The sequence below is a fragment of the Cyanobium sp. WKJ7-Wakatipu genome, from assembly GCF_024345355.1.
Lineage (GTDB): Bacteria > Cyanobacteriota > Cyanobacteriia > PCC-6307 > Cyanobiaceae > Cyanobium_A > Cyanobium_A usitatum.
In genome coordinates this window covers 39,765-54,031 of sequence record NZ_JAGQAY010000012.1, presented here as the reverse complement: position 1 = coordinate 54,031, position 14,267 = coordinate 39,765, and the positions used below count along the sequence as shown (strand labels likewise).

The window sequence follows — 14,267 nt, the reverse complement described above, 5'->3', positions numbered from 1 at the left end:
GCGCCATGCTCCTATCGCTGCACCGCGCCCCCAGCCTCTCGGCCCGTATGGCCCGCTGGGGGTTGGTGATCGTGGTGGTCTACGCCCTGGTGGCCCTGCTCACGCCGCTGCTGGTGCATGCCGGCTGGCTGGCCGATCCCAGCGCCGGCCTGCAAAATCCGATCTACGCCCAGCCCTCGCTGAGCCACTGGTGCGGCACCGATCGTTTGGGCCGCGACGTGTGCGTGCGCACCCTGGCCGGCAGTGGCGTGGCCCTGCAGGTGGTGCTGCTGGCCCTGGTGATCGCCCTGCTGATCGGTGTGCCGCTTGGCATGGTGAGCGGCTACCTGGGCGGCTGGGTGGATCGGGTGCTGGTGCTGCTGATGGACACCCTCTACACACTGCCGGTGCTGCTGCTCTCGGTGGTGCTGGCCTTCCTGCTGGGCCGGGGTCTGCCCAATGCCGCCGCCGCCCTTTGCGTCGTCTACATCCCCCAATACTTTCGGGTGGTGCGCAACCAAACCGCCCAGGTGAAGGCCGAGTTGTTTGTGGAGGCGGCTCAGTCGCTTGGCGCCGGCCCGATCTGGATCCTGCGCCGCTACCTGCTGCGCAACGTGATCACCTCGGTGCCGGTGCTGCTCACCCTCAATGCCGCCGATGCCGTGCTGGTGCTCGGTGGCCTCGGCTTTCTTGGCCTGGGCCTGCCCGAAACCATCCCCGAATGGGGCGGCGACCTGCAGCAGGCCCTCACCGCCGTGCCCACCGGTATCTGGTGGACCGCCCTCTACCCGGGCCTGGCCATGTTTGTGCTGGTGCTGGGGCTTTCGTTTTTAGGTGAAGGGCTCGAGAGCTGGCTTAGTGGTGGCAGCGCTCAGCGGACTGGATCCTGAAGCCCAGAGCAGCAAGCGCTCTGCCTCCGGGTAGTCCTCGCCGAAGGCCCGTAGCGCCGCCATATCCGCAGCCAAAATGGAGTTTTGCTGGCCATTTTGCGCGGGATCTAGGCGTTTGCTCGCTTGTTTCTGGATGGTCCAGAGCTTGGCATTGATCTGCCGTTCGCCGCTGAGCCGCGCGGTCTTGAGCTCCAGGGGACACGGCCGGCAAGGAGCACCCCACAATGGGAGCACCCAGTCACCCTGTGGATAGCCATGCCCTGGTGGTTGGATCTGCTTCTGCTCTCTGCCGCGGCAGCGCTTTGGTGCAGCGGCAACGCCAATGACGACGACGTTTGGAGCCTGTTCCAAAAGTTTCTCGCTGCCGTTGCCCTGGCGGTGGTGCTGCTCGGCGGCCGCCAGATTCTCCTTGAGCTGCTGGCCCTCGGCCTGGCCCTGTGGCTGCCCAGTGCCCGCAGATATCAGTAGCCGAGTATCAGTAGCCGAGCATCAGTAGCGCAGCTTGATCGTGCGGGGCATGGTTTCGCTGATGGCCCCCTCGCTATCAAGGGCTGGGTAGGGGCGGCCTTCCCGCTGGCACCAGGCCGCCACCTCCGGATAGGCCCACTCAAACAGCAGGTTGTCGTAGCGCCCCGCCGGCACCCCTTCGCCGTGGCTGGGCAGCACCCCGGCGGCCTGCCGCTGACGCAGCGCCTCAAACAGCAAGGTGGCGCAGGCCACGCTCACATTCAGTGACTGCACCATGCCGTGCATCGGGACCACGATCGGCTGATCTACCAATGCCGCCGCTTCAGCGCTTAATCCCCACTTCTCGGCCCCCAGCACCAGGGCGCTGGGGCCGGTGAAGTCGCACTGGCGGTAGTCCACCGCTTCCACCGACAGGTGGGTGCCATAGAGCCGAAAGCCCTGGTCCTTGAGTTGGCGCAACAGGGCCACGCTGGCGCCGTCGCTATGGCGATGCAGCGGCACCCACTTTTCACTGCCCTTAGAGGTGCAATTGAAGGTGGGCGTGCGGCCCGCCAGGCTCACCACATGGGCCTCCAGCACCCCCACCGCATCGCAGCTGCGCAGGATCGCCGAGAGGTTGTGGGGCTTATCCACGTGCTCGAGCACCACGGTGAGATCGCCCATGCGGCGATCGAGCACGGCCTTGAGCCGCTCAAAGCGGCGGGGCAGCAGGGGCATGGCGTCGGGCTTAGTTGAGGTGCGGAATCACGGGCATCTCCCGAATGCCCAGTCTCCACAAGTAGGCCTTCGGCAGTCACTTTTTTGTTTTTAGGCTGGGTTCAACACTCGGTCGCCCAAGCTCAAGCCAGCTTTGCTTCCTCCCGCCCGGCGCTCGATGCAAGCTCCCGCCCCCACGTTTGATCAGCGGGTTTACGCCGTCGTGGCCCAGATCCCTTGCGGACAGCTGGCCACCTACGGCCAGATCGCTGAGCTGGTTGGGGTTTGGGGCGCCGCCCGCCAGGTGGGCTGGGCCCTGCGGCGGCTGCCGTTGCCGTCGCCCATTCCCTGGCAGCGGGTGGTGAATGCCCGCGGCCAGATCAGCTTCAACCCAAGCCGTGAAGGCAGCGACTGGATCCAGCGTGAGCTGCTGCTCGCTGAAGGCATCCCCGTAGATGCAGCGGGCCAGCTTCCCCTGGCCCAGCACCGATGGCGGGCTGGAACTGGAACTGGAGCTGGGGATGGAGAAGGTGTGTTTATCAATTAGTTCTCCTTAGCTAACTAGCAAAAAACATCCGCCTCCCCAGCCGCCTCCCCAGCCGCCTTCGCCGCCACCTCCCCCCAACCCGTCACACCCCTGCGCGCTAGTTGTGGAGCCTTGCCCTCCGCTTTCCCACTCCCTGGCACTCGCCCCCCCAGCCGAAACTCCCGCGATTGGCCTGGCGCCGCGCCAGCTCGCCTGGCAGGTGTTGCTGGCGGTGGGCGCTGGCGCCTACGCCGATGTGGCGCTCGAGCGGGAGCTGCAGCGCCATCCCCTTGAGGGCGCCGACCGGGCCCTAGCCACCGAACTTGCCTACGGCACCATCCGCCAGCGGCGCCAGCTCGATGCCTGGCTCGATGCCCTCGGCAAGGTGCCCGCAGCCCGCCAGCCGCCCAAGTTGCGCTGGCTGCTGCACTTGGGGCTATACCAGCTGCTGTTCAGCAGCCGGGTGCCGGCCTCCGCGGCGGTGAGCACCACCGTGGAGCTGGCGAAACGGGGCAAACTAGGCCGGCTGGCGCCGGTGGCCAATGGCCTACTAAGGGCTTGCGGGCGCCGGCGCGCGGAGGCCGGGCCTGAGCCCTGGGATGGTCTGGGCCCCCTGCCCAGCGACCCCGCCGCCAGCTACGGCCTGCGCCATTCCCTGCCCGCCTGGCTCGCTGAGCTTGCCTTGCAGTGGCCTGATCCCGAGGCCTTCGGTCTGGCCTGCAACCAACCACCCGCCCTCGACCTGCGCCTCAACCTGCTGCGCACCACGCCTGCTGCTGCTTTGGAGGCCTTCACTGCCGCCGGGATCGAGGCGGCCCCCCTGCCGGATCTGCCCGGGGGCCTCACGCTGCTGGGCCGCAGCGGTGAGTTGCGCGCCCTGCCCGGCTACGCCGAGGGGCACTGGTGCGTGCAAGACCGCGCTGCCCAGGCGGTGGGTCTGCTGCTCGATCCCCAGCCCGGCGAGCGGATCCTCGATGCTTGCGCCGCCCCCGGTGGCAAGAGCACCCATCTCGCTGAGCTCATGGGCAACGAGGGTGAGGTGTGGGCCGTGGATCGCTCCGAGGGGCGCCTGCGCCGGGTGGGCGTCAATGCCGCCCGCCTTGGCCTGCAGTGCATCCACACCCTGGCCGCCGATGCCACCGCCCTGGCGGCTGAGAAGCCTGAGTGGCTCGGCTGGTTTGATCGCATCCTGCTGGATGCCCCCTGTTCGGGCCTCGGCACCCTGGCCCGCCACGCCGATGCCCGCTGGCGGATCAGCCCTGAAACGATCATCGAGTTGGTGCCCCTGCAGCGGGCCCTGCTGGAATCCCTGCTGCCCCTGCTCAAGCCTGGCGGCCAGCTGGTGTATGCCACCTGCACCGTGCATCCGGCTGAAAATGGCCAGCTGCTCGCTGGCTTCCTTGCTGATCACACCGGCTGGCAGCTGCAGCAGAGCTGGCAGCGCTGGCCAGCCGCCAGTGGTGGCGACGGCTTTTTTGCCGCCCGGCTGCAGGCCTAAGGCGGGATTAGGGGGGTGGTGGTGGCGCCACCACCGGGGGTGGCGGGGCTTCCAGCGGTGGCGGTGGGGCGGGCGCTGGGCTAGTGGCAGCAGGGGTGCTTGGGGTTTGCGGCTGGGGCGCGGCAGGGCTGGCCGGTACGGCTGGTGTGTAGGGCTGCTCGTTGAGGCTGGGGGGGGGATCAAGCTCCAAGGGCTGGGGTGCCGGTTCACGCCAGCTTTCGGGGCTGGCTGCCGGTTCACGGCGGCGCTCAGCTTGCTTCTTATCGCGCCGGTAGGTGTCCTCTAGCTGCGGCTTGGGCGGAAACTGGCGCACTGGCAGGTCCTTGCTGATCGGCGCCATAAAGGCCCGCCAGGCGTAGGTGGCCACCACGCTGGTGTCCCTGGTGGTGCGGCTGTCGTCGTAGCCCAGCCACACCCCAGTGGTGAGCTGGGGAATCGAGCCGATAAACCACAGGTCGCGGCCCCCCTCTGATGTGCCCGTTTTGCCGGCCACCGGCCGGTCCGGCAGGGCCGCGCCGCCGCCCGTGCCCGACCGCACCGCCTGCTCCAGCATCCACAGCATCAGGGCAGCGATGTCGCTATTGACGACCCGGCGCCCTTGATCGCCATCCACCCGGCGGCTCCAGAGCAGCTCGCCATCGGGGCCGAGAATCTCCTCAAACGGTGTTGGTTTCACGTAGATGCCACCGTTATTGATGGCGGCGTAGGCGGCGGTCATGTCCACCACGGTTTGCTCGGTGGCGCCAAGGGCTAGGGGGTAGAAGCGCCCAAGCTCTCGGGTGATGCCGAGGTTCTTGGCCGTTTCAATCACCTTGTCGAAGCCCAGCTCCTGCAGCAGCCCCACCGCCACCGTGTTGAGCGAGTTCTGCAGCGCCATCACCATCGACACCGAACCGAAGTAGCGGTTGCCGAAGTTCTTGGGGCAGTAGCCGGCGAAGCAGCGGGCCGAATCTCGGAATATTCGCTCCGGCAGCATCCCCTGCTGCAGGGCCGTGAGATACACAAACAACTTGAAGGTGGAGCCGGGCGAGCGCAGGGCCTGGGCTGCCCGATTGAACTGGCTGTCCTTGAAGTCGGTGCCACCCACCATCGCCCGCACCAGGCCGGTGCCTGGCTCCATCGCCACCAGAGCGCCCTGCATGCTGCCGGTGGCATAGATGTTCACCGCCGACTGGGCCTTCTCCTGCCAGACCAAATTGACGCTGCTGCGCACTGTCAAACCACCCACCTCGAGCTGCTCGGGGCTGAGCACCTTGGGCAGTTCCTGCTGCACCCAGCTGCTGAAGTAGGGGGCGCGGCTGTCCAAATATTTGGGTTCAGCGGGCTTGAGTTGCAGTGGTGTCGCTTCAGCCTGCTGTTGCTCACTGATGCTGATGAAGCCCGCCTCCTCCATGCGGCGCAGCACCACGGCCCGCCGCTCCAGGGCCAGGTCGGGATTCACCAGGGGCGAATAAACCGAGGGGGCCGGTGGCAGCCCTGCGATCAGGGCGGCTTCCGGGAGGGTTAGCTGGTCGGGGGTTTTTGTGAAATACACCCAGGCCGCGTCGGCAACGCCGTAGGCGCTCGAGCCGAGATAAACGACGTTGAGGTATTCGGTGAGGATCTGCGGTTTGCTGAGCTGGCGCTCGAGTTTGCCGGCCAGGGCGGCCTCCTTGAGCTTGCGAATCAGGGTGCGGTCCTGGCTCAGAAATACGGTGCGGGCCAACTGCTGGGTGATCGTGCTGGCCCCCTCCTCCACCGAGCCCTTGCGCAGGTTGCGCACCATGGCCCGGCCAATCCCCACCGGGTCAATGCCGTCGTGCTGATAGAAGCGCCGGTCTTCCGCGGCGATAAAAGCCTGCTGCACCAACGGCGGCATCGTTTCGGGCGTCAGCTTTTCGCGAGTAACCGGCCCGATCTTGTGCACCACCTGGCCATCGGCCGAGAGGATGGTGAGGGTGCCTGGGCGGTTGAAGTGGTTGATGCCACGGGCGTCGGGCAGCAGGCTGTCAAAGCCCGCCAATAGCGCAGCCTGGCCGCAGGCAACGCCGCCGCCAATCAGGGCGGCAAGCAGCCCTACTCCCACCAGGTTGGTGCGGCGGGGCTGGGGAGCTTTGCCGGTGGCGGGGGGCTGGCGGTTCACCTCAGCTAACTAAGGAGCTGTGGCCGATTGCCAGGGCGGTCACGAGCATGCCGAGCACCAGGAAGGGTTGGGCACTTGCCTGGTATTTGACATCGAAGGCAACTGGATCACGCAGCAGCCAGATGTCCTGGAAGGTGATCTGGGGAATGATCAGCAGCACCAACAACACCGATGCGAAGTGTTGGCCGATGGCGATCAGCACGGCCACCATCGCCAGCTGAAACAAATCGATCATGCTGGCGCTGATCCAGCTGGCTTTCTCGATACCGAAAGCCACCGGCAGGGATTGCAGGCCCATGGCTCGGTCGCCCTCGACGCTCTTGAAGTCGTTGACCACGGCGATGCCTAGGCCGGCTAGGGAGTAGGCCAGGGTGAGCAGGGCGGTGGTCCAGGTGAGCTGGCCAAAAAGTGCCTGCCCTGCCCACCAGGGCAGGGCGATGTAGCTGGCGCCAAGGGCGTAGTTGCCCAGCCAACCGTTTTGCTTGAGCTTCAGCGGCGGAGCTGAATAAATAAAGCTCACAAAGGAGCCGCCAAGTGCCAGCAGCAGCAGCACCGGGGTGGTGTGACCGGCCCAGAGATCAAGGCCGTAGGCCACTCCTAGCCCTGATAGCAGCAGGATCCAGATCTGGGCCTTCACCTGGCCTAAAGGAATTGCTCCTGAAGGGATTGGCCGGTAAGGCTCGTTGATCGCGTCGATTTCGCGGTCGTAGTAGTCGTTGATCGTTTGGGTGTAGCCGGCGAGCAGGGGCCCGCTCATCAGCATGCAGGCAATCGAGGCGCCTACCTCGCTGATGCTCCAGTGGAAATTGCCTGAGGCGGCAGCACCGCACAGCACACCCCAAATCAGGGGTATCCAGGTGACCGGTTTCATCAGCTGCAGCCGGATTTTCCAGATACTGCTGGTGCCGCTGGCACCCTTCATGCCGAGCAGCTGACGGGCGCCGCCGCCGCTGGCTGCTTCGGGATTGGGGCTGTTGCTCAACGGCCTAGGCCTCAGGCGAGGGTGAGTTCGTCGTCAAAGAACCAGGCGACTTCTCCATCGCTCAGTTCAACCACCACGCCGATGCCCTTGCCATCCACCGTGCGGAAGCCGGTCACGGTACCGCTGGAGTCTGCCTTTAAGGAATCAACCATTTTGCTCGAGATGCGATCCCGAACCCGGGTGATCCGCACCTTCGAGCCGATGTTGATGGTGGCAGCCTGGGACATGGCCGGCGCGACTGGAAAGTTGCGCAACCTTAACAGTGCCCTACGGAGCTGGAGTCCATGGTTGCCAAGCGGATCATTCCCTGTCTCGACGTGGCCGATGGCCGGGTGGTGAAAGGGGTGAATTTTGTTGGGCTGCGCGATGCCGGTGACCCGGTCGAGCTGGCCTGTCGCTACAGCGCCGCTGGGGCCGATGAGCTGGTTTTCCTCGACATCGCCGCCAGCCATCAGGGCCGCGGCACCCTGGTGGAGCTGGTGCAACGCACCGCCGAGGCGGTCACCATTCCCTTCACCGTGGGCGGTGGCATCAGCAGCGTTGAGGGCATCACCGCCCTGCTGCGCGCCGGCGCCGACAAGGTGAGCCTCAACTCATCAGCCGTGCGCGATCCCGAGCTGGTGGCCCGCGGCGCCGAGCGCTTTGGTTGCCAATGCATCGTGGTGGCGATCGATGCCCGGGCCCGCGCTGGCGGGGGCTGGGATGTGTACGTCAAAGGTGGCCGCGAAAACACTGGCCTCGATGCGGTGGCCTGGGCCCGGCAGGTGGTGGCCCTCGGAGCTGGCGAGATCCTGCTCACCTCTATGGATGGTGATGGCACCCAGGCGGGCTACGCCCTGGAGCTCACCCGCGCCGTGGCCGATGCGGTGCAGGTGCCAGTGATCGCCTCCGGCGGTGCCGGCTGCATCGACCACCTCGCTGAGGCCCTCGACCCCGGTCCGGCGGGTGGCCATGCCTCAGCAGCCCTATTGGCCTCCTTGCTGCACGATGGCATTCTCAGCGTTGAGCAGATCAAGACCGAGCTGCTGCGCCGTGGTTTGCCGATCCGGCCCCTCGCATTGAGTTGTTAAGGCTAGTTACATTGGATAAAGACCCTCAATTGTCTCGGCCAGCACTTGTTTTCTGCCCTTCCCGTACTTCCAACTACTGCCTCCACCGCAATTGCCCTCGGCATGGTGGCGGCTGTGGTGGCTCTGGTTGCTTGGGCGCTGCAGCTGATGCAGGCCGCCAGTGATCGCCGGGAATTTTCGTTGATGCTGGCTGGCTGCATGGTTTGCTCAGCTGCAGTTGGCCTGGCCACCGTGATGGTGCTCACCTTCACCAGCCCCAGCTTGCTGCCTGCTGTGGATGCAGGAATCAGTCTCGATTCGATTGTGTTGCCTTGGGATGGCCAGCTTTAGGCCCGGAGATCCACAGGCTGTTCAGGAGCTGTTCGGGCAGATCGCGCCCCGCTACGACCAGCTCAACGACCTGCTCAGCTTTGGCCTTCATCGCCTCTGGAAACGTCAGGCGATTGCTTGGTTGCAGCCCCAGCCTGGCCAGCATCTTTTAGATATTTGTTGCGGCACCGGCGATCTGGCCCTAATGCTGGCTGGCCGGGTGCGGCCGGGTGGAAGCGTGCTCGGCATAGATGCGGCCGCTGCCCCCCTGGCGGTGGCGGCCCGTCGGGCAGCCGCCCAGCCCTGGCTAGCGGTGAGCTGGCAGCAGGGGGATGCCCTGGCCACTGGCTTGGCGAGCGCTAGTTGCGATGGGGCCGTGATCGCCTACGGGCTGCGCAACCTCGCTGATCCAGGGGCAGGCCTGCTGGAGTTGCGGCGACTGTTGCGCGACGGCGGCCGCGCCGCAGTGCTTGATTTCAATCGCACCTCTGGGGCGGTGGCGAGCTTCCAGAGCTTTTATCTACGCCGGTTGGTGGTGCCCACCGCCGAGCGGTTCGGCATTCCCGAGCACTACGCCTACCTGGAGGAGAGCCTGCAGCGGTTTCCCACCGGCTCCGAGCAGCAGCAGCTGGCGCGGCGGGCGGGCTTCAGCGAAGTGAGGCATCGCCCCTTGGCTGGTGGCCTGATGGGTTTGCTGGAGCTGGTGGCCTGAGGGCTGCCGGTACCGACAATGGGACCACGATCCAGCCCGCGGCTCTGTGAACTTCCAGGACATCATCAGCACCCTGAACCGCTTCTGGGCCGACCAGGGCTGCCTGATCCTGCAGCCCTACGACACCGAAAAGGGCGCCGGCACGATGAGCCCCCACACAGTGCTGCGGGCGATCGGGCCCGAGCCCTGGGCCGTGGCCTACCCCGAGCCCTGTCGCCGCCCCACCGATGGCCGCTACGGCGACAACCCCAACCGGGCCCAGCACTATTTCCAATATCAGGTGCTGATCAAGCCCAGCCCCGATGGCATCCAGGAGACCTATCTGGCCTCGCTGGAAGCGCTGGGCATCCGCGCCCGGGAGCACGACATTCGCTTCGTTGAAGACAACTGGGAATCGCCCACCCTCGGCGCCTGGGGTGTGGGCTGGGAGGTGTGGCTCGATGGCATGGAGGTCACCCAGTTCACCTATTTCCAGCAGTGCGGCGGCCTCGATTGCCGTCCGGTGTCGATTGAAATCACCTACGGGCTGGAGCGCCTGGCCATGTATCTCCAGGATGTGGAGAGCATCTGGGATCTGAGCTGGGATGGCAATCGCTCCTATGGCGACATCTGGCTGCCATTTGAGAAGGGCCACTGCGCCTACAACTTCGAAGCCTCCAACCCCGAGCGGCTTCAGCAGCTGTTTGCCATCTATGAGGCTGAGGCGGCAGATCTGGTGGCCAAGCAGCTACCCGCTCCAGCCCTGGATTTCGTGCTCAAGTGCAGCCACACCTTCAACCTGCTGGAGGCCCGCGGCGTGATTTCGGTCACGGAGCGCACCGCCACGATCGGCCGCATCCGCACCCTGGCCCGTCAGGTGGCGGAGGCCTGGCTGGCCGAAAGGGAAGCCCTCGGTTTTCCGCTGCTCCCTGAGGCCAAGCGCCCCGTGGCGGCGTGAAGAGGCTGCTGCAGCGCAGCTTGCTGGTGGTGGTGCTGGCCGGCGGCAGCTTCCAATTGGGGCGCTTAAGTGAGCGGGCCGTGTGGCCCTGTCGCCTACGCCCGGTGGCCAAGTTGGTGGCACCGTTGCTGGGCCAGGAGATGCCGAGCCGGGAGCTCTGCGAGCTGTTGCTGCAGATTCCTCGCCTCTAACCCAGCCCGCGTGGGAACCCTGGCTGGGTTCATGTGGAGTGGCCAGTGGCCTGTTGTGGGGGTGGGGCGGACACTGCCGGCGCAGCCAGGCTGCGCCTGAAGCCGCTTTTGTGGGGCCTGCTTTTGTCCTTGCTGCTGCTGCGGGTGGGCTGGCTGGCATTTACGCCGCCCCAGCCGGCGGCCGGCGATCCAGTGCGTCAACTCGAGGCAGCCGGTGGCCCGCTGGAGCTGACGCTGCGGGGTGTTCTGCTCAGTGATCCGGTGCCCAGCGGTGGTCCGGTGTCCAGCGGTGCTGGTGGTGCCTGCCGGGCCCTGCTGCAGCTGCCCGTGGGCCGCACCGAATTGCGCTTCGGCCAGTGCCCGGAGCTGCAGCAGGGCTGGCGCCTGCAGGTGCAGGGCCGCCTGCGGCGCCCCCAGGTGTCGCCCCATCCCCTGCTGGCCGCACCGGCAGAGCGCCTGGCGCGCCAGGGAAGCTTCAGCCAGCTGCAGGTGCAGGATTTTGAGGTGCTGCAGCGTGCGGCAACGCCGGTGGCAGACCTGCGCCGCCGCATGGCCCAGGCCCTGGTGCAGCATGCCGGCCCAAACAACGGCAGCGTGCTGGCTGCCTTGGTGCTCGGTAGCGCCGTGGTGCCCGTGCCGGCGGAGCTGCGCGATGCCTTTCGGGCAGCGGGGCTATCCCATGCCCTGGCGGCTTCCGGCTTCCATTTGTCGGTGCTGCTGGGCGTGGTGCTGCCCCTGGGCAAGCGCTTGCCGCGGCTGGGGCGGCTCACTTTGGCGGCCGCGGCGATGGGTCTATTTGTGCTGTTGGCAGGCCCCCAGCCTTCCGTGCTCAGGGCAGTGCTGATGGGGGCCCTGGCCCTGGGGGTGGTGGAGTGCGGCTATCACGGCAGGCCCTTGGGCATCCTGGCCGCCAGCGCCCTGGCGTTGCTGCTGGCGCGGCCCGACTGGCTGCTCGATGTGGGTTTCCAGCTCAGCGTTGTGGCGACTGCTGCGCTGGTGGTGTCGGCCCGGCCGCTGGAGCTGGGCCTGCGCCGCTGGCTGCCGGGTTGGTTGGCGGTAGCCACGGCGGTGCCGCTGGCGGCCTCGCTCTACACCCTGCCGCTGCAGCTGCTGCACTTCGGCGTGGTGCCCCTTTACGCGGTGCCCGCCAATTTGGTGGTGGCACCCCTGCTCACACCCCTCACCCTCGGGGCGATGGCCCTGGCTTGCCTGGCGGTGCTGCTGCCGCCGCTGCTGCCGCTGGCCACCGCGCCAGTGGCCTGGCTTACCGGTGTGTTGGTGGCGGTGGTCAAGGTGTTTGCGGCGCTGCCCATGGCCCAGTGGCAATTGGGGCGTCCCGCCCCGGGCCTGGTGCTGCTCTTCACTGTGGCGCTGCTGGCGCTGGCCTGGCCTGCCCTGGCCCGGCGCTGGCGCCTGTTGGGTGGTGCCCTGTTTGCGCTGGTGGTGGCGGTGCAGTTCAGCTTGCTAAGCGCCGACCAGTTGTTGCTGGTGCACCAGGGGCGGCTGGATCTGCTGGTGGCGCGGCACCAGGGCCGGGCGGTGCTGGTGAGCAGTTCTGGTGATGGCTTCAGTTGCAGCCAGGCCAGCCAGCTGGCCCGGGGCCTGGGGGTGCAGCGCTACGACTGGGCCCTACTGCTAGATCCGCTGGCGCCCGAGCAGCCGCACTGCTGGCAGGGGCAGGCGGGCCTGGTGATGGCGAGTGCCGATGGCAGTTTGCCGTTTCAGCCTGGTCAAAGGCTGGCTAGCCCTGGGCTGAGCGCCGCACCGGTGGCGATCGAGAGCCGGGCCATCCAGCTGCATCTGGGCCGTTGGCGCTGGCTGCTGTTGCCCGACCGCCAGGCGCTCTGGGCCTGGCGGCAGCTGGCCGCCGCTGGCTCAGAGCCAAGCGTGCTGCGCGGCCGAATTGATGGTGTCTGGCTGGGTTTTGCGCCCTCCGCCCGCGAGCGCCACCACCTCAAGGAGCTTGGCGCCAAGCGGCTGTGGCTCAGTGGCGCCATCCCGGCGGGCTTGCCAGCGGCCTGGGTGGCCAGCGGTCCCAGTGGATACCTGCAGGCCGCCCTCGGCTGACCGATCCTTAAAGTGATCAAGACCCAGCGGGTCTTTGGAGAGGTGGCTGAGTGGTCGAAAGCGAACGACTCGAAATCGTTTGAAGGGAAACCTTCCGTGGGTTCGAATCCCACCCTCTCCGTTTTTACAGGATCCGAAGGGATCCGCAGAAATCCCAAAACCACTGCAGTGCAGCTGATCTGCGCTTTTGGGTCGTCCGGGTAGATCCGCTGAGAGCCCGCTACAGCCGCTGCGGATGACGGTATTTTTGACGGTATAGCCAGCCGGGTCCGGGTCTATACCGTCACCCTGCTTGCTGAACCGCCGACATCCACTCCCGCGCCAGCGTTCCGGCGCTGTCCGCCATGCTCAGTGACAAGGCGATCCAGGCCCTACGGCCCGACCCGGACAGGCCGGGTACCAAGCACCACGACCGGGATGGCCTCTACCTCTGGGTGGCGCGCTCCGGCTCCAAGACCTGGCGCAAGGACTACCGCTGGCAGGGAGCACGCCGCACCTTCACCATTGGCGCCTACCCGGCTATGCGGCTCGCCGATGCCCGCAAGCAGGCCCTGGAGCTGAACACCTGGATCAAAACCGGGATCGATCCACGCACCCAGGCCCCAGGCCAGCAGCGCAAGCAGGTGCAGAACAGCCGCCGTCCGTTTGCCCAGATCGCTCAGGCCTGGTTTGAGCACCACAGCGCCAGCTGGAGCCCCCGCTATTGCAGAGATATGCGAGAGAAACTTGATCACTTCGTGATACCGGCACTGGGTCAACTGGATATCGATGCGATCACCCGCAGCGACATCGAAACCCGTCTGCTTGCGCCCATCCTCGCCAGGGGTGCCCATGAACAGGCCCGCCGCTGCAACGACGTCACCCGTCGCGTGATCGAGCACGCGGTTGACCTCGAACTTCGACAGGACAACCCCGCCGTCAAAGCCCGCAAGGTCATCGCCGCCACGCGCGTTACCCACTACCACCGCATCAGCTGGGTGGAGCTGCCCGAGCTGCTGGAGATGATCGATCGCTTTGAGCGGCAGCGCCTGGCAGAGCGCAGCAGCCTGATCGCTCTGCGCCTGATGATGCTCACCCTGGTGCGGCCCAGTGAACTCCGGGAAGCCCGTTGGAGCGAAGTTGATATTGAAGGTCGTCAGTGGATCATTCCCGCTGAACGCATGAAGACCCGCGTTCGCCACATCGTGCCGCTCTCCTCGCAGGCCCGGTTGTTATTTGAGTTGCAGCGGCCGATCAGTGGCCATACCGATCTGGTCTTTCACACCCCCAACCACCGCGGCAATGGAGAACTGCGGGTGATGAGCAATGGCTGCCTCTCGATGCTGCTGCGGCGCATGGGTTTCCAGGGGCGGCAGACACCCCATGGTTTCAGGGGCTTCGGGCAGACCAACTGCATCGAGCAGCTCAAGATCCCCAGGGTGGTCACCGAAAAGCAGCTGGCCCATGCCGATGGCAACAGCGTCAGCCGGGCCTACGACTGGGCCGAATATCTCGAGGAGCGCTCCGACATGCTGCAGCGCTGGGCCGATCTGCTCGATCAGGTGGCCGTCGCTGCTGGTCTGGCGCCGGTCTCAGAGCTGAGCGCAGAGATGGCTGCTCAACCATCAGCGCTGCAGGCAGCCTGACGCTTAGAGGTGATCCAGGCCTCCAGCTCCTGCTGGGACCAGGCCACCGCCCGTGGGCCAATCACGATCTGCCTGGGGAACTCGCCTGTGGCGATCAGGCTGTAGATCGTGGTGCGTGAGAGGCCGACCCGGTGGATCACCTCCGGAAGCCGCACAAGTCGATCGGTTGCGGATGTCATGGCTGATGGTCTGGGT

At 66.3% G+C, this 14,267-nt stretch carries 17 protein-coding genes and 1 tRNA gene; 12 read left to right on the top strand and 6 right to left on the bottom strand.

Features of this window, described 5'->3' with window-relative positions; all coding sequences use genetic code 11:
* The first annotated feature begins 5 nt into the window (after window positions 1-5).
* The gene (locus KBY83_RS08825) at window positions 6-869 is read left to right on the top strand and encodes an ABC transporter permease (RefSeq protein ID WP_255019195.1); all 864 of its coding nucleotides are present in this window, start codon (window positions 6-8) and stop codon (window positions 867-869) included.
* On the opposite strand, the gene KBY83_RS08820 is transcribed toward KBY83_RS08825, so the two are convergent.
* Complete coding sequence (locus tag KBY83_RS08820) at window positions 810-1,103, bottom strand: hypothetical protein (RefSeq protein ID WP_255019194.1); 294 nt, start codon at window positions 1,101-1,103, stop codon at window positions 810-812. The two genes, KBY83_RS08825 and KBY83_RS08820, sit on opposite strands and share 60 nt — an antisense overlap.
* A 21-nt stretch (window positions 1,104-1,124) precedes the next feature.
* Here KBY83_RS08820 and KBY83_RS08815 point away from each other — a divergent pair, with 21 nt between their 5' ends.
* Window positions 1,125-1,337 (top strand): hypothetical protein, encoded by a 213-nt coding sequence (locus KBY83_RS08815; protein ID WP_255019193.1) that lies wholly within the window; start codon window positions 1,125-1,127, stop codon window positions 1,335-1,337.
* Between the two features lie 21 nt (window positions 1,338-1,358).
* Here the strand turns inward: KBY83_RS08815 and KBY83_RS08810 are convergent, their stop codons facing one another.
* Window positions 1,359-2,054 (bottom strand): TrmH family RNA methyltransferase, encoded by a 696-nt coding sequence (locus tag KBY83_RS08810; protein ID WP_255019192.1) that lies wholly within the window; start codon window positions 2,052-2,054, stop codon window positions 1,359-1,361.
* 157 nt (window positions 2,055-2,211) lie between these two features.
* On the opposite strand from KBY83_RS08810, the gene KBY83_RS08805 reads away from it, so the two are divergent.
* Both KBY83_RS08805 and KBY83_RS08800 read left to right on the top strand, forming a co-directional pair.
* Window positions 2,212-2,580 carry an MGMT family protein gene (locus KBY83_RS08805; protein ID WP_255019191.1) on the top strand — a complete coding sequence of 123 codons (369 nt, stop codon included), beginning with the start codon at window positions 2,212-2,214 and terminating at the stop codon, window positions 2,578-2,580.
* A gap of 103 nt (window positions 2,581-2,683) precedes the next feature.
* On the top strand, window positions 2,684-4,057 hold the full coding sequence (locus tag KBY83_RS08800) for a 16S rRNA (cytosine(967)-C(5))-methyltransferase (protein ID WP_396093724.1): 1,374 nt from the start codon (window positions 2,684-2,686) through the stop codon (window positions 4,055-4,057).
* A gap of 7 nt (window positions 4,058-4,064) precedes the next feature.
* Here the strand turns inward: KBY83_RS08800 and KBY83_RS08795 are convergent, their stop codons facing one another.
* Genes KBY83_RS08795 through KBY83_RS08785 form a run of 3 tightly spaced genes read right to left on the bottom strand, consistent with a single transcriptional unit; the run spans window position 4,065 to window position 7,388 of the window.
* Window positions 4,065-6,179, bottom strand: coding sequence for a transglycosylase domain-containing protein (locus tag KBY83_RS08795; RefSeq protein WP_255019190.1), 2,115 nt, complete (start codon window positions 6,177-6,179; stop codon window positions 4,065-4,067).
* A gap of 1 nt (window position 6,180) precedes the next feature.
* The gene (gene chlG, locus KBY83_RS08790; protein WP_255019189.1) at window positions 6,181-7,161 is read right to left on the bottom strand and encodes a chlorophyll synthase ChlG; all 981 of its coding nucleotides are present in this window, start codon (window positions 7,159-7,161) and stop codon (window positions 6,181-6,183) included.
* An 11-nt stretch (window positions 7,162-7,172) separates the two neighbouring features.
* On the bottom strand, window positions 7,173-7,388 hold the full coding sequence (locus KBY83_RS08785; protein ID WP_254942391.1) for a DUF2862 domain-containing protein: 216 nt from the start codon (window positions 7,386-7,388) through the stop codon (window positions 7,173-7,175).
* Window positions 7,389-7,445: 57 nt separating this feature from the next.
* Between KBY83_RS08785 and hisF the strand changes: the two genes are divergently transcribed.
* From hisF to KBY83_RS08745, 8 genes are all read left to right on the top strand, one after another.
* The gene (hisF, locus tag KBY83_RS08780; protein ID WP_254996778.1) at window positions 7,446-8,231 is read left to right on the top strand and encodes an imidazole glycerol phosphate synthase subunit HisF; all 786 of its coding nucleotides are present in this window, start codon (window positions 7,446-7,448) and stop codon (window positions 8,229-8,231) included.
* 45 nt (window positions 8,232-8,276) lie between these two features.
* Complete coding sequence (locus KBY83_RS08775; RefSeq protein ID WP_255019188.1) at window positions 8,277-8,561, top strand: hypothetical protein; 285 nt, start codon at window positions 8,277-8,279, stop codon at window positions 8,559-8,561.
* Window positions 8,548-9,252 carry a bifunctional demethylmenaquinone methyltransferase/2-methoxy-6-polyprenyl-1,4-benzoquinol methylase UbiE gene (gene ubiE / locus KBY83_RS08770; protein WP_255019187.1) on the top strand — a complete coding sequence of 235 codons (705 nt, stop codon included), beginning with the start codon at window positions 8,548-8,550 and terminating at the stop codon, window positions 9,250-9,252. The genes KBY83_RS08775 and ubiE overlap by 14 nt, the downstream gene beginning before the upstream one ends.
* A 46-nt stretch (window positions 9,253-9,298) precedes the next feature.
* Window positions 9,299-10,189 (top strand): glycine--tRNA ligase subunit alpha, encoded by an 891-nt coding sequence (gene glyQ, locus KBY83_RS08765; RefSeq protein WP_106502163.1) that lies wholly within the window; start codon window positions 9,299-9,301, stop codon window positions 10,187-10,189.
* Window positions 10,186-10,380, top strand: coding sequence for a hypothetical protein (locus KBY83_RS08760; RefSeq protein ID WP_254942386.1), 195 nt, complete (start codon window positions 10,186-10,188; stop codon window positions 10,378-10,380). The genes glyQ and KBY83_RS08760 overlap by 4 nt, the downstream gene beginning before the upstream one ends.
* Window positions 10,381-10,503: 123 nt before the next feature.
* Window positions 10,504-12,447 carry a ComEC/Rec2 family competence protein gene (locus KBY83_RS08755; protein ID WP_255019186.1) on the top strand — a complete coding sequence of 648 codons (1,944 nt, stop codon included), beginning with the start codon at window positions 10,504-10,506 and terminating at the stop codon, window positions 12,445-12,447.
* A 36-nt stretch (window positions 12,448-12,483) separates the two neighbouring features.
* Window positions 12,484-12,568, top strand: a tRNA-Ser gene (locus KBY83_RS08750).
* Between the two features lie 223 nt (window positions 12,569-12,791).
* On the top strand, window positions 12,792-14,072 hold the full coding sequence (locus KBY83_RS08745; RefSeq protein ID WP_255019185.1) for an integrase arm-type DNA-binding domain-containing protein: 1,281 nt from the start codon (window positions 12,792-12,794) through the stop codon (window positions 14,070-14,072).
* On the opposite strand, the gene KBY83_RS08740 is transcribed toward KBY83_RS08745, so the two are convergent.
* Entirely contained in the window at window positions 14,045-14,251 is a 207-nt protein-coding gene (locus KBY83_RS08740) for an AlpA family transcriptional regulator (protein WP_094591469.1), read from the bottom strand. The genes KBY83_RS08745 and KBY83_RS08740 overlap by 28 nt on opposite strands.
* Window positions 14,252-14,267: the final 16 nt, after the last annotated feature.